A 12766-nucleotide genomic window follows, 5' to 3' on the forward strand; every position below is an offset into this window, starting at 1 on the left:
GGCACGTGCGGGGGCTGCGCTGGGCGCTCGGCAAGCTCGGCGCGGCACTGCTCGTCGTCTGGGTCGTGGCGACGCTCGTCTTCTTCGCGCTGCGGGTCTCCGGCGATCCGCTCGAGGCCATCCTGGGCGGGCCCGGCTCGCAGGCGAGTCCCGAGGCGGTCGCGGCGGCGCGCGCCGAGTACGGGCTCGATCAGCCCCTGCTCGTGCAGTACCTCGTGCAGCTCGCGCGCATCGGGACGCTGCAGCTGGGCGACTCGTTCGCCCGCAAGCAGCCGGTGGCCGAGCTCATCGGCGAGCAGCTCGCCCCGACGCTGCTGCTGGCGACGCTCGCGCTGATCCTCGCCTGGCTGCTCGCGATCACGGGCGCGACCATCGCCGTGCACGGGCGCGGCCGGTTCGGGCGCGCGGTCTCGCGCGTGCTGCGCGGCATCGAGGTGGTCGCCACCGTCACCCCGCAGTTCTGGCTCGGCGCCGTGCTCATCCTGGTCTTCGTCGTGGGACTCGGGCTGCTGCCGGCCACGAGCGCAGGCACGGACCCGGCCGGGCTCGTGCTGCCGGTGGTCACGCTCGCGGTCCCGATCGCGGGCTTCCTCGGCCAGGTCATGCAGGCACAGCTCGACGATGCCGACCGTGCGCCGTTCGCGACGAGCGCCCGCGCGCGCGGTGCCTCGGAGGCATGGGTGCTGTGGCGGCACACGCTGCGGCACGCGAGCATCCCCGCCGTCGCGCTGTCGGGATGGGCGTACGGCAGCCTCCTCAGCGGCGCCGTCGTGGTGGAATCGCTCTTCGCCCGGCCCGGCCTCGGCCGCCTGCTGCTCGATGCCGCCAACGCTCGGGACGTGCCGCTCGTGATCGGTGCCGTCGTCGCCGTCGCCGTCATCTACGTCGCGATCGTGATCCTGAGCGACGTGGTCGAGCTGCTCCTCGACCCGCGGCTGGTCGAGCCGCGCACGTCCGCGACCGCGGCCGATCTGACGGTGGGCGGATGAGCGTCGCGACCGAGCACCGCTCCACGCGGCTCGCGCTGCTCGCGCGCACCTGGGGCGTGTCCGGCATCGCCGCGCTCGTCGCGCTCGTCCTGCTCGTCGTCGCGGTCGTCGCGCCGTGGCTCATCGCCCCGGGGGATCCGCTCGCCGTGGCACCGGCCGATGGATTCCAGCCGCCCTCACTCTCGCACCCGTTCGGCACCGACGAATCGGGCCGAGACCTCTTCACTCGCGTCGTCCACGGTGCCGCGCCGTCGGCCGGCATCGGGATGGCCGCCACGGCGATCGGCATCGGCATCGGCCTCGTGCTCGGCTTCGCGTCGGGGCTCGGCCCGCGCTGGCTCGATGCGGCGCTCGGCCGCGTCATCGAGGTGCTCTTCGCCCTGCCGACGCTCGTCCTCGCACTGCTGCTGGTCGCGGTGATCGGACCGGGCTCCACCGCATCGATCATCGCGATCGGTGCTGCCACCGCCCCCGGCTACGCCCGCATCCTGCGCGCCCGCGTGCGCGGCGTCGCGCGCAGCGGCTATGTCGAGTACGCGCGCCTCGAGGGCACCGGTCGCGTGCGCACGTTCCTGCGTCACACCGCGCCGAACTCGCTGTGGCCGCTGGCCGCGGTCGCCACGCTCGGCATCGGCCAGGCGATCGTCTGGGTCTCGTCGCTGAGCTTCCTCGGGCTCGGGGCGGTGCCGCCGTCGCCCGAGTGGGGGGCGATGCTCAACGCGGGTCGCGTTTACATCGCCACCGCATGGTGGATGACGGTCTTCCCCGGGCTCGCGATCGTCGCGACGGCCACCGCGCTGACGCTCGTCGGACGGCGCCTCGCCGCCTCGGAGGAACGATGAGCGGGGGCGAGCAGCGCGCCGAGGACCAGCGCGCCGAGGCGCTCGACGTCGAAGCGCTGCACGTGCGGTTCCCGCGGGTCGGCGAGGTGCTGCACGATGTCGATCTGCGGGTCTCGTTCGGCGAGTGCGTCGCCGTCGTGGGCGGATCCGGCGCCGGCAAGTCGGTGCTCGCCCGCACCATCCTGGCGCTCGCGGGTCCGACCGCGCACGTCGAGGCGGCCCGCTTCACGTTCGCCGGTCGGGATGTGCGGCACGCGAGCGCACGCACCTGGCGCGCGATCCGCGGGCGCGAGGTCTCGCTGGTGCTGCAGGACGCGATGCAGTCGCTCGACCCGCTGCGCACCATCGAGGCCGAGGTGGGCGAGGCCCTCGCCGTGCGCCGGACTCCCCGTCGCGAGCGGCGCCAGCGCATCGTGGCCGCGCTGGAGCATGCCGGGCTGCCGCGGGCTGCCGAGCGACTCCGACAGCGTTCCGGCCAGCTCTCCGGCGGCATGCGCCAGCGTGCGCTCATCGCCTCCGCGCTCGTCGGCGGGGCCCGCCTGGTCGTCGCCGACGAGCCCACGACCGCGCTCGACGCCACGGTCGGGCTCCGCGTGCTCGAGCTGCTGGGTCGCACGCGCGATGCGGGGGCAGCGCTCGTGCTCGTCACGCACGATCTCGACGCCGTCGCGCGCCTCGCCGATCGCGTCGTCGTCCTCGACCGCGGGCGCGTCATCGAGCAGGGATCGACGGCGCGCGTCCTGCAGCATCCGCAGCATCCGGTGACGCGCGCGCTGATCGCGGCTGTGCCGCGCGGGGCGAAGGCACGCTCGGATGCGACGCCCGGCGAGGTGCTCATCAGCGCGTCCGGGCTGCGCAAGCGCTACGCCGGCCGCGGCGCGCCCACGGTGACGGCACTCGACGACGTCGACGTGGCCGTGCGGGCGGGCGAGGTGCTCGGGGTCGTCGGCGCATCGGGCTCGGGCAAGACGACGCTGGCGCGGATGCTCGTGGGCGCCGAGCGTCCAGACGGGGGACGGGTGCATCGCGAGCACGGCGCTCGAGTGCGGTTCGTGCCGCAGGATCCGCTCGGCTCGTTCGATCCGCGCCTGACGGTGGAGAAGATTCTCCGCCATTCGGGGGCACGATCGCCCGCCGAGCTGCTCGAGCAGGTGCACCTGGCGCCGTCGGTGCTCGACCGGCGACCCGCGCAGCTGTCCGGCGGTCAGCGCCAGCGCGTGTCGATCGCGCGGGCGCTCGCTGCCCGGCCGCACGTGCTGGTGTGCGACGAGCCGGTGTCGGCGCTCGACGTGACGACGCAGGCGGGCATCCTCGAGCTGCTGCTCGAGCTGCAGTCCCGAGGGGTCGCGATCGTGTTCATCTCGCATGATCTCGCCGTCATCCGACAGGTCAGCGACCGCATCGCCGTGATGCGCGATGGCGCCGTGGTCGAAGAGGGCGCGACCGAGCAGCTGCTCGCTGCGCCGCAGCATCCGTTCACGCGGGAGCTCGTGCTGGCCCGCGCCTGACGGATCGCACCCACAGCGCCGCCGCCCGCGGCTCGGCGCGTCACCGGTGCCGCCTAGGCTGGATGGTTGACGGCCGCGAAGGGGGATTCGTGACGGACGCGAAGCACGACGAGTGGGCGCCGCCCAGCGACGCCGACGCACCCGAGCCCTGGGACTCCTGGGATGCGCCGGACGACGGATGGCTGCCGCCGACCGACCTTGACGCGCCGCACGCTGCTTCCGCGAGCACGACAGGAGCGGCCCGATCGGGCCCGCGCTCGGCGCCCGTGCGAGCACCCGGAGTGGCCGCATCCGCGAAGGCGGCGACCCCGCTCGAGGCACTGACCCGCGTGTGGGGCTATGACGCGTTCCGCGACCAGCAGGCGGCGATCATCGACGACGTGGTCGCCGGCCGCGATGCCGTCGTGCTCATGCCCACCGGCGGCGGCAAGAGCCTCTGCTACCAGATCCCGTCGCTCGTGCGCGAGGGCACCGGCGTCGTCATCAGCCCGCTCATCGCCCTCATGCACGACCAGGTCGATGCGCTCGAGCAGCTCGGCGTGCGTGCGGCCTACCTGAACTCGACCCAGTCGATCGACGAGCGCCGCGACGTCGAGCGGCGCCTGCTCGCGGGCGAGCTCGACATGCTCTACCTCGCGCCCGAGCGGCTGCCGGTCGCGCAGAGCCTGCTCGACGCCGCACCGATCGCGCTGTTCGCGATCGATGAGGCGCACTGCGTCAGCCAGTGGGGCCACGACTTCCGCCCCGACTACCTGCAGCTGTCGGTGCTCGGCGAGCGCTGGCCGGAGGTGCCACGCGTCGCGCTCACCGCGACCGCCACCGTCGAGACGCGAGCCGAGATCGTCGAGCGCCTCGGTCTGCGCGACGCACAGGTGTATGTGTCGAGCTTCGACCGGCCCAACATCCAGTACCGCATCGCACCCAAGCAGGACGCGAAGGCGCAGCTGCAGCGCATCATCCGCGACGAGCACCCGGGCGCCACCGGCATCGTCTACTGCCTCTCGCGCAAGTCGGTCGAGTCGACCGCCGAGTGGCTGCGCGCCCAGGGCATCGACGCGCTGCCGTACCACGCGGGTCTCGACGCCGCGGTGCGCGGCGCGAACCAGCAGCGCTTCCTGCGCGAGGACGGCGTCGTCATGGTCGCGACGATCGCCTTCGGCATGGGCATCGACAAGCCGGACGTGCGTTTCGTGGCGCACCTCGACCTGCCGAAGTCGATCGAGGGCTACTACCAGGAGACCGGTCGCGCCGGCCGCGACGGTGAGCCATCCACAGCCTGGCTCGCGTACGGCCTGCAGGATGTGGTGCAGCAGCGCCGCATGATCTCCGAGGGCGTCGGTGATGCGCAGCGCAAGCGCAACCAGACGATGCACCTCGACGCGATGCTTGCGCTGTGCGAGACGGTCGAGTGCCGGCGCGTGCAGCTGCTCGCCTACTTCGGCGAGCCGAGCTCGCCGTGCGGCAACTGCGACACGTGCCTCACGCCGCCCGACTCGTACGACGGCACGGTGCCGGCGCAGAAGCTGCTCTCCACGATCGTGCGGCTGCAGCGCGAGCGGCGGCAGGCGTACGGCGCCGGGCACCTGGTCGACATCCTCACGGGCGCCGACACCGAGCGCAGCCGCCGCTTCGGCCATGATCAGCTCGCCACCTACGGCATCGGCGCCGACCTGCCGGCCACGCAGTGGCGGGGGATCGTGCGGCAGCTGCTCGCGCAGGGCCTCGTGCAGGTGCAGGGCGAGTACGGCGTGCTGGCGATGACGGAGGCGTCGACGACGGTGCTCGCCGGTCAGCGCGAGGTGCGGCTGCGGCATGAGACGAAGGCACCCGCGAAGGCCACGAGGCGCTCCGCCTCGACGCTGCAGCTCGACGACGCGCAGCAGGGCATCTTCCAGGCGCTCCGCTCGTGGCGAGCGAGCACCGCGAAGGAGCAGTCGGTGCCCGCGTACGTCGTGTTCAACGACAAGACGCTCGCGGCGATCGCCGAGCGCAAGCCCGCGACGATGGTCGAGCTCTCGACCATCTCCGGCGTCGGCGAGTCGAAGCTCGAGCGCTACGGCGAGTCGGTGCTGGAGGTGCTGGCGAGCACATGAGCGATCGCGTGCGGCTCGACGTCTGGATCTGGGCGGTGCGGCTCGTGAAGACGCGCGCCGGCGCGACCGAGGCATGCCGCGGCGGGCACGTGAAGGTCGGCGGTCAGCCCGCGAAGGCCTCGCAGCAGGTGCGCATCGGCGACGAGGTGCGCGTGCGCATCCACGGCTTCGACCGCGTCGTGATCGTCAAGCAGCTGCTGAAGAAGCGAGTGGGAGCGCCGGCGGCCGCGGAGGCGATCGAGGACCGCTCGCCGCCACGGCCCACGGCGGTCGAAGCGGCGCAGATCCCGTTCCGGCCCAAGGGTGCCGGTCGCCCGACGAGCCGCGAGCGGCGAGAGATCGATCGACTGCGCGGGCGCGAGGCGGAGTGATGGTCCTCAGCCGTCGCTGAGGGCCATGACGAACCAGATGATGCCCGGCACGAAGAGCACCGTGCCGAGCACGAGCGCGCCCATGCCGAGCATGAGCTGCGGCTGGCCCGACTCCGTGCTGCGTCGCCGCTTCGCGCCGAGGCGCAGCAGCATGATGGCCGCAGCGATCACGCCAAGGCCCAGTGCCGCGAGCCAGATGCTCGCTCCCTGTCCGTACCCCTCGATGAAGTCCATGCCGGGAGACTAGCCATCGTTGCCGAGCGCACGGTGGGAGCATCCGGCAGCGCCGGTAGGCTGGCAGGCGTGCCTCGTACCGCTGTCTCCCCGCTGATCGCCCGCTCCTGGCTGCTCGTGCCCGCCTCCAAGCCGGAGTTGTTCGAGATCGCGCAGGAGAGCGACGCCGACGCGATCATCATCGACATCGAGGACGCGGTCGCGGCCAAGGACAAGGTGCAGGCGCGGGCGGACACCGTCGCGTGGCTCTCCAGCGGGCATCGGGCCTGGGTGCGCATCAACGACGCCGCGAGCGAGTTCTGGAGCACCGACCTGGCCGACCTGAAGGATGCGCCCGGCCTCGAGGGCGTGATGCTCGCGAAGACCGAGTCGGCCAGCCACGTGGACGACACCGCCGACCGGCTCCCTGAGGGCATGCCGATCCTGGCGCTGGTGGAGACCGCTCGCGGCGTGTTGCACGTCGAGCGGATCGCATCCGCGCCCGCCACCTTCCGGCTCGCGTTCGGCACCGGCGACTTCAAGCGCGACACCGCGACCGGCGACGACCCGATCGCGCTGGCCTATGCACGCTCGCAGCTCGTGATCGCGTCGCGGGCAGCACGGCTGCCGGCGCCGATCGATGGCCCCACCCTGTCGGCGGAGGCGCTGGTCGAGGGCACGCGCCTGTCGAAGGAGATGGGCATGTCGGGCAAGCTGTGCCTCACGCACACGCAGGCGGCGACCATCAACGCCGGGCTGGCGCCGAGTGAGGAAGAGGTCGCGTGGGCACACGCCTTCGTGCGCGCGTTCGAGGAGTCGGGCGGCAAGATCACCGACGGCAGCGACCTCCCGCGCCTGGCGCGCGCCCAGAAGATCCAGACCCAGGCCCGCGACTTCGGCATCGAGGCCGATGAGGCCACGCTGGAGAGCCTGAACTACTGACGGACGCGATGATGGCGGGGCGCCGGAGCGCCCCGCCATCATTGTGAAGGATCAGTGGTTGAACGTGTCCTTGACGTCGTTGCCGGCGTCCTTGACGTGCTCGCCCGCCTGATTCGCATTGGCGACGGCCTGGTCCGTGTGGCCCTGCGCCTCCATGCTCTCGTTGTCGGTCGCGTCGCCGAGGCCTTCCTTGGCCTTGCCGACGCCTTCCTTGGCTGCGTTCGAGATCTTGTCATCGAGACCCATACGAACCTCCTTGATCGTTGGGAGCGATTGCTCCGCGATCCAACCTAGGAGGGCAGCCTGGGAACCGCCTCAATCCTCCGCGTCGCGCGATCGCTGCCGGCCGCCGGCGTCGACGACCGGGATCGGCGAGGTAGTGACGGGCGGTGCGTAGGAGCCCGGCCCGGAGCCATCGGCCTCGAGCTGCGCCGTGCGAGCGCGCTCGTCGAGCGCCTCCTCCATCGCCGACTTCTGTCGCAGCGGCGGCGCCTTGAAGAAGATCGCGAGCAGGAACGCGGCGGCCACGACCGCGAGCCCGACCCAGAACGGCCCTGTGGTGGCGTTGCTGAAGCCGTCCAGGAACGGTGCGGCGAGACGCGGGTCGGCGGTGTTCAGGAATGAGGAGTCGTTGTCGAGCGCGCTGCCGAGCTGCTCAGGCTGCTGCAGCACGTCGAGGATGCGCGCGTTGCCGGGGTCTGCGAGCACGTCGGGCTCCTGCGCCGCCTGCGCCAGCTGGGCGCGCAGGTCGGGGCGGGCGAACGCCTCTGCGAGCGCGTCCGGCAGCCGTGTGTAGAGCAGCGAGAAGGCGACGGCGACGCCGGTGGTGCCACCCAGCTGTCGGAAGAACGTCGAGGCGCTCGTCGCGACTCCCATGTCCTTCGGGCGCACCGCGTTCTGCGACGCGATCGTCAGCGTCTGCAGCAGCTGGCCGAGCCCGAGCCCGATGAAGAGCTGAGCCAGCAGCAGCATCCACAGCGGGCTGTTGAACTGCAGCGTCACGAGCACGCCGTACCCGACGGCCATGACGCCGAGGCCCACGACCGGGAACAGCCGGTAGCGACCGGTGCGCCCGATGATCTGTCCGGAGGCGATGGAGGCGATCATGAGGCCGAGGATCATCGGCAGGGTCGCGAAGCCGGCCTCGGTGGGATTCATGCCGTGCACGATCTGCAGCACGAACGGGATCATCATCATCGCGGCGAACATCGCGAAGCCGGTGAAGACGCCCAGCAGCGTGGCCATCGAGAACGTGCTGTTGCGGAACAGGTGGAGCGGGATGAGCGCGGTGTCGCCCATGCGGGTCTCGACCACGACGAACAGGACGATGCCGATCGCGCCGATGAGGTAGCAGGCGATCGCGGCCGTGGACGCCCAGCCCCATTCGCGACCCTGCTCTGCCACCAGCAGCAGCGGCACGACGCCCATCACGAGCAGTGCGGCGCCCCACCAGTCGATCTTGACCCGCTCGTGGTGGGCAGGCAGGTGGAGGTAGCGGAAGACCATCCAGAGTGCGGCAATGCCGATCGGCAGGTTGAACAGGAAGACCCAGCGCCAGCCCTCCAGGAAGAGGATCTCCTCGGTGCCGGCCAGCACGCCGCCGATGAGCGGGCCGAGGATGGACGAGACGCCGAAGACGGCGAGGAAGTAGCCCTGGTACTTGGCGCGCTCGCGGGGATTGAGCACGTCGGCCATGATCGTCAGCGGCAGGGACATGAGGCCGCCGGCGCCCAGGCCCTGCAGCGCGCGGAAGGCCGCGAGCTGCACCATGTCCTGCGCGAACGACGAGGCGATCGATCCGACCAGGAACAGCGCGATGGCGACCAGGAAGAGCGGCCGTCGGCCGAAGATGTCGCTCAGCTTGCCGTAGATGGGTGTGACGATGGTCGACACGATGAGGAACGCGGTCACCACCCACACCTGCAGCTCGAGCCCCTGGAGGTCGTCTGCGATGGTGCGCATCGACGTGCCGACCACCGTCTGCGAGATCGACGAGAGGAACATCGCGATCATGAGGCCGATGAGCACGAGGGTGATCTGGCGCTGGGTCATCAAGGGGGTAGGCGCCGCGGCGGCGTCACCCGAGCGCGTGTCGCGCTGAGGCATGGGAGGTCCTGTTCTGACGAAGTCGTTAGCCCGACGAACGGTCTAGGGCGCAAACAGTATCCCACGCTCCCGGCCCGGCGCGCGCATCGTGCGACCATGGAGCCGTGCGGAAGGTGCTGACGATGGTGCTCGCGGCGCTCCTGGTGAGCGGCTGCGGCCAGGCCGAGACCCCGGGTGCGACAGTCGACGCGTCCGAGTCCCCGACCGCGTCCGCTCGGGCGGCCGAGCCGGCGTCGGCGGCACCGAGCCCGACGCCCGCAGCGACCGCCGAGCCCACGCCCGAGCCGACAGCGCGGTGGGACGTCGACTCGGCAGCCAGCCTGCAGGTCATCGTGAACAAGCTGCGGCCTATGGACCCGGCCGACTTCGCGCCCCAGCTCGTGCCGGTGTCGACCGAGAACGAGGACGGCGCAGAAGTCGTGCGACCCGAGCTCGATGCCGCCCTGACCGAGATGGATGCCGCCATGCGCGCAGCGATCGGCGAGGGCACCTTCGTCACCTCGTCCTACCGCTCCTACGGGTTGCAGGCGCAGTACTACCAGAACGCGATCGACCGCTACGGGCAGCAGGCGGCAGACACGACGAGCGCGCGCCCGGGTCACTCCGAGCACCAGACCGGACTCGCGATCGACCTGCAGTCGACCTCGCGCGAGTGCCGCCTCGACCACTGCTTCGGCGAGACCGAGGCGGGGCGCTGGATCGCGCAGCACGCGTGGGAGTTCGGGTTCGTGCTGCGGTATCCACCGGGGGCGGATGCGGTGACCGGCTACGCCTGGGAGCCATGGCACCTGCGCTTCGTCGGCACCGACGTGACGACCGCGATGCACGAGCACGGCACGGTCACGCTCGAGGAGTTCTTCGGGCTGGCGCCCGCGCCGGAGTACGCCTCGTGAGCCGCGACCGCATCCCTCGCCTGCGTGCGGCGGCGATCGCGGCGGCGGCTCTCGTCGCGATCGCCGGCTGCACCGGCCCCGCAGCGGAGCCGGTGCCATCGACCGAGCCCGGAGCATCCGCGCCGGCCGAGCCTTCCGTGCCTGCGTCATCCACGCCCGCGCCGCCCGAGCCGACGCCGTCGAGCGACGAGACGGTCGTTGAGGTGTCCGCACTCGGCGACATGCTCCCGCACCAGACGATCCTCGACGGCGCGCAGACCGCCGAGGGCTGGGACTTCACGCGCTACTTCGACGACATCACGCCGGTGCTCGCCTCATCCGGCATGGTGGCGTGCAACCTCGAGGCGCCGGTCGCCGGCGACGAGCTGGGCGTCAGCGCCTACCCGGCGTTCAACGCGCCGGCGGCGTTCGCCGCCGACCTCGCGGCATCCGGATGCACCGCCTTCAGCACCGCGAACAATCACGCGCTCGACGCCGGCATGCGCGGGCTGGAGATCACCGCCGACGTGCTCGACGCGCTGCCGGTGACCTGGCACGGCACCGCGCGCTCGGCTGCGGAGCAGCTGCAGCCGGCGATCACGGAGGTCGACGGCATCCGCATCGCGTTCGTCTCGGCGACGGCGCTGACGAACGTCGCCGGCCCCGCGACGAGCCTCACGATGCTGTCGGATCGCGCGGTCGTCGAGCAGCTGATGGCGACGGCGACCGCGGAGGCAGACGTCGTGATCGTCGCTGCGCACTGGGGGGTCGAGTACGCGCCGACGGTGCACGCGTCGCAGCGCTCGACGGCCGAGTGGCTGTCGTCGCTCGGCGCCGACGTCATCCTGGGCGCGCACCCGCACGTGCTCGAGCCCGTCGAGTGGGTCGAGAGCGCCGCCGGGCGCACGCTGGTCTGGTACTCGCTCGGCAACGGGCTGTCGTCGCAGATCGACGTGCCGCGGGTGTTCAGCGCGATCGGCCGCTTTGACATCGTGCGGGGCGCCGACGGCATCGAGATCCGCGACCCCCGCGCGATCCCGATCTACATGCACTTCGACTGGACCGTGGCCGATCGGCGTGCCGGCAACCTCGCGACCCGCTCGAATCCGCGCCTCTACCTGCTGGAGGACGCTGCCGAACCGCTCACCCGCTCCGCCTGGGAGACGACGCCGGAGGCGCAGCGCGCCGTAATTGCCGACACGCTCGGCCCGGAGGTCACGCTCGTCGACCGCTGACCGCGCAGGTGCACCGAGCACGTGGACCGCGCAGATGCACCGAGCAGCGGCGGGCAAGAGGTCGTACCCTGCGAGCATGGCAAAGGTCGGTGGCGGAGGGTCCAAGCGCGGCGGGTTCCGCGGCGGCGGCGGTGGGTTCCGCCGCAGCACGAGCTCCCGCAGCTTCTTCGGCGGCGGCTCGCGCTCCGGCGGCGGTGGCTCCTTCGGCAGCTCGCGCGGCGGCACCCGCAGCACCGGTTCGCGTCGCTCGAGCGGTTGGAGCTGGTCAGGCACGGGCGCCCGTCACTCCTCGCGCGGCAGCGGCGCCCCGCGAACCGGCGGGGACTGGACGAGCGCACTGTGGGCGATCGTGATCATCGTCGTCGTCTACGCATTGATCGCGCTGGGGGCATGATGCGGCGCCTGCTGACTGCGGCCCTGGCCAGCGCGCTGCTGCTCACCGGCTGCCAGCAGGGCTCGCTCGACCCGTCGCCCTCCGCCACGACCGAGCCCGCCGCATCGGCAACGCCGACGCCCACGCCGGAGCCGGTCACCGTCTCGGTGAGCGCGATGGGCGACATCCTGCCGCACGACTCTGTCACGGCGGATGCGCTCCAGCCCGACGGCTCCTACGACTACGGGCAGTTCTTCGATGCGGCGCGGCCGATCTGGGCCGACAGCGATCTCGTCTACTGCAATCAGGAGGCGCCCAGTGCGGGCGTCGAGCTCGGACTCACCTACTTCCCGGCCTTCAACGCACCGGTCGAGTTCGCCGAGGGCATCGCTGACGCGGGCTGCAACACCATCGGGCTCGGCAACAACCACACCTTCGACCGCGGCCAGGAGGGCATCGATCGCACGCTGGCCGTGTGGGACGAGCTCGATCCGCTGCTCATCCACGGCGCGTTCCGCTCTGAGAACGAGCAGGCGGCAGTGCCGACGACCGAGGTCGCCGGCGAGGGCGGAGCGTCGCTGACGGTCGCGTTCCTGAACTTCATCGACCTCTCCAACAACCCCACGAACGAGTACGCGGTGACGTGGCTGGACGATCCGCTGGTCGAGCAGCAGCTGGGGGAGGCGGCCGAGACCGCCGACGCCACCATCGTCGCCGTGCACTGGGGCGACGAGTACTCCGGCACCGTCAACGCCAGGCAGCGCGAGCAGGCGCAGCGATTGGCCGAGCTGGGCGCTGACGTGATCCTCGGCACCCACCCGCACGTGCTGCAGGAGGCCGAGTGGCTCGAGCGCGCCGACGGCTCGCGCGCGTTCGTCTACTACTCGCTCGGCAACGCGGTGTCGACGCAGATGGCGATCCCGCGGGTGGTGAGCGCGGTCGCGCAGTTCGACCTGGTGGGGGAGCCCGGCGGCGAGGTGGAGGTCGTCGACCCCGCCGCTGTCCCGATCTACATGCACTTCGACCTGACGCCGTCGCAGTTCGTCAATCGTCAGTGGGTGAACCGTCGCAACCTGCAGCTGCACCCGCTCGTCGACGCCGCCGAGCCGATCACGCGGTCGGCCTGGCGCAACGAGCTGACCGTCGAGTCGGGCCTCCAGCTGGTCACGGACGCGCTCGGCCCCGACGTGCGCATCATCAGCGACTCCTTCGCCCCCTGATC

General features: G+C 71.7%; 13 protein-coding genes. 10 read left to right on the forward strand and 3 right to left on the reverse strand.

Going from position 1 to position 12766, the window contains the following annotated elements; all coding sequences use genetic code 11:
• Nucleotides 1–5: 5 nt before the first annotated feature.
• The 5 genes from ABG090_RS01710 to ABG090_RS01730 all read left to right on the forward strand — a co-directional run bounded on the left by ABG090_RS01710 (nucleotide 6) and on the right by ABG090_RS01730 (nucleotide 5803).
• A complete protein-coding gene (locus tag ABG090_RS01710; RefSeq protein WP_347755838.1) occupies nucleotides 6–989 on the forward strand; it encodes an ABC transporter permease in 984 nt (327 codons plus the stop codon).
• Entirely contained in the window at nucleotides 986–1831 is an 846-nt protein-coding gene (locus tag ABG090_RS01715) for an ABC transporter permease (protein WP_347755840.1), read from the forward strand. The genes ABG090_RS01710 and ABG090_RS01715 overlap by 4 nt, the downstream gene beginning before the upstream one ends.
• Nucleotides 1828–3339 (forward strand): ABC transporter ATP-binding protein, encoded by a 1512-nt coding sequence (locus ABG090_RS01720; protein WP_347755842.1) that lies wholly within the window; start codon nucleotides 1828–1830, stop codon nucleotides 3337–3339. The genes ABG090_RS01715 and ABG090_RS01720 overlap by 4 nt, the downstream gene beginning before the upstream one ends.
• Nucleotides 3340–3620: 281 nt before the next feature.
• The gene (recQ, locus tag ABG090_RS01725; protein ID WP_347757655.1) at nucleotides 3621–5432 is read left to right on the forward strand and encodes a DNA helicase RecQ; all 1812 of its coding nucleotides are present in this window, start codon (nucleotides 3621–3623) and stop codon (nucleotides 5430–5432) included.
• Nucleotides 5429–5803 (forward strand): RNA-binding S4 domain-containing protein, encoded by a 375-nt coding sequence (locus tag ABG090_RS01730; protein ID WP_347755844.1) that lies wholly within the window; start codon nucleotides 5429–5431, stop codon nucleotides 5801–5803. Before recQ ends, ABG090_RS01730 begins: the two co-directional genes overlap by 4 nt.
• Before the next feature lie 6 nt (nucleotides 5804–5809).
• Here ABG090_RS01730 and ABG090_RS01735 read toward each other — a convergent pair whose 3' ends face one another.
• Nucleotides 5810–6037, reverse strand: a complete 228-nt coding sequence (locus ABG090_RS01735; RefSeq protein ID WP_347755846.1) for a hypothetical protein — start codon at nucleotides 6035–6037, stop codon at nucleotides 5810–5812.
• A 69-nt stretch (nucleotides 6038–6106) separates the two neighbouring features.
• On the opposite strand from ABG090_RS01735, the gene ABG090_RS01740 reads away from it, so the two are divergent.
• Nucleotides 6107–6958: a CoA ester lyase gene (locus tag ABG090_RS01740; protein ID WP_347755848.1), complete on the forward strand. Its 852-nt coding sequence runs from the start codon at nucleotides 6107–6109 to the stop codon at nucleotides 6956–6958.
• Nucleotides 6959–7009: 51 nt separating this feature from the next.
• Here the strand turns inward: ABG090_RS01740 and ABG090_RS01745 are convergent, their stop codons facing one another.
• Both ABG090_RS01745 and ABG090_RS01750 read right to left on the reverse strand, forming a co-directional pair.
• A complete protein-coding gene (locus tag ABG090_RS01745) occupies nucleotides 7010–7204 on the reverse strand; it encodes a CsbD family protein (protein WP_347755850.1) in 195 nt (64 codons plus the stop codon).
• Nucleotides 7205–7273: 69 nt separating this feature from the next.
• Complete coding sequence (locus ABG090_RS01750) at nucleotides 7274–9010, reverse strand: MDR family MFS transporter (RefSeq protein ID WP_347755852.1); 1737 nt, start codon at nucleotides 9008–9010, stop codon at nucleotides 7274–7276.
• A 158-nt stretch (nucleotides 9011–9168) separates the two neighbouring features.
• Here ABG090_RS01750 and ABG090_RS01755 point away from each other — a divergent pair, with 158 nt between their 5' ends.
• From ABG090_RS01755 to ABG090_RS01770, 4 genes are all read left to right on the forward strand, one after another.
• Nucleotides 9169–9957 carry a M15 family metallopeptidase gene (locus tag ABG090_RS01755; RefSeq protein WP_347755854.1) on the forward strand — a complete coding sequence of 263 codons (789 nt, stop codon included), beginning with the start codon at nucleotides 9169–9171 and terminating at the stop codon, nucleotides 9955–9957.
• Nucleotides 9954–11171 (forward strand): CapA family protein, encoded by a 1218-nt coding sequence (locus ABG090_RS01760; protein ID WP_347755855.1) that lies wholly within the window; start codon nucleotides 9954–9956, stop codon nucleotides 11169–11171. Before ABG090_RS01755 ends, ABG090_RS01760 begins: the two co-directional genes overlap by 4 nt.
• A gap of 76 nt (nucleotides 11172–11247) precedes the next feature.
• Entirely contained in the window at nucleotides 11248–11565 is a 318-nt protein-coding gene (locus tag ABG090_RS01765; protein WP_347755857.1) for a hypothetical protein, read from the forward strand.
• On the forward strand, nucleotides 11562–12764 hold the full coding sequence (locus ABG090_RS01770; RefSeq protein WP_347755859.1) for a CapA family protein: 1203 nt from the start codon (nucleotides 11562–11564) through the stop codon (nucleotides 12762–12764). Before ABG090_RS01765 ends, ABG090_RS01770 begins: the two co-directional genes overlap by 4 nt.
• Nucleotides 12765–12766 lie beyond the last annotated feature (2 nt).

This window comes from Agrococcus sp. ProA11, assembly GCF_039880525.1.
Taxonomy (GTDB): Bacteria; Actinomycetota; Actinomycetes; order Actinomycetales; family Microbacteriaceae; genus Agrococcus; species Agrococcus chionoecetis.

What these genes read in the sequence shown, in the direction of transcription:
- ABG090_RS01715 (WP_347755840.1), top strand. Translation starts at nt 986, where the DNA reads ATGAGCGTCGCGACCGAGCACCGCTCCACGCGGCTCGCGCTGCTCGCG.
- ABG090_RS01735 (WP_347755846.1), bottom strand. Translation starts at nt 6,037, where the DNA reads ATGGACTTCATCGAGGGGTACGGACAGGGAGCGAGCATCTGGCTCGCG.
- ABG090_RS01730 (WP_347755844.1), top strand. Translation starts at nt 5,429, where the DNA reads ATGAGCGATCGCGTGCGGCTCGACGTCTGGATCTGGGCGGTGCGGCTC.
- ABG090_RS01770 (WP_347755859.1), top strand. Translation starts at nt 11,562, where the DNA reads ATGATGCGGCGCCTGCTGACTGCGGCCCTGGCCAGCGCGCTGCTGCTC.
- ABG090_RS01765 (WP_347755857.1), top strand. Translation starts at nt 11,248, where the DNA reads ATGGCAAAGGTCGGTGGCGGAGGGTCCAAGCGCGGCGGGTTCCGCGGC.
- ABG090_RS01750 (WP_347755852.1), bottom strand. Translation starts at nt 9,010, where the DNA reads ATGACCCAGCGCCAGATCACCCTCGTGCTCATCGGCCTCATGATCGCG.
- ABG090_RS01720 (WP_347755842.1), top strand. Translation starts at nt 1,828, where the DNA reads ATGAGCGGGGGCGAGCAGCGCGCCGAGGACCAGCGCGCCGAGGCGCTC.
- ABG090_RS01745 (WP_347755850.1), bottom strand. Translation starts at nt 7,204, where the DNA reads ATGGGTCTCGATGACAAGATCTCGAACGCAGCCAAGGAAGGCGTCGGC.